The organism is Vibrio sp. 1978, from assembly GCF_033344345.1.
Map to the genome: position 1 here is coordinate 1 of NZ_JAWPOP010001062.1, position 510 is coordinate 510.

Sequence of the window (510 nt, forward strand, 5' to 3'; positions counted from 1 at the left end):
AGAAAATCCAAGAGAACGTCGCGCAAATCTACCCATTCTTGAAGAAAGAGCTGTTCCTAAGCTACCAAGAGGAAGATTTAAACGACCTTGTGGTGAAAACGTTGAATGAGTTTGCCGAACAAAAAATGATCTGTCTTGATGGCAACAAATTGGAAATCAACCAATCAAACAACCAACCGCTGGTTCTACTTGGTCGCACGATTACTGAGACGCTGCAGCGTTACTCCATCGCCATGAACCTATTGGTTGCGTACCCTGAGTTGGGTAAATCGGATCTGGAACAAAAGAGCCAAGACATCGCGCAACGTTTAGGTCGCCTGCACGGTATCAACGCGCCGGAGTTCTTCGACAAAGGTGTGTTTACCGCCATGTTCAATACGCTCAAACAGCAAGAGTACCTCGATAGCGACGGTAACTGCGATAAGAAGAAAACGCAGAAATTTGCCAAGCTACTGTTTACGCTGCTGTACCCAGAAGTGAAGTTGACCATCGAAGAAAGTATCCACCAAC

At 46.1% G+C, this 510-nt stretch carries 1 pseudogene; it reads left to right on the top strand.

The window, feature by feature from the left end:
• Nucleotides 1-510: pseudogene (locus R8N49_RS30655) on the top strand (glycerol-3-phosphate 1-O-acyltransferase); the annotation flags it as partial.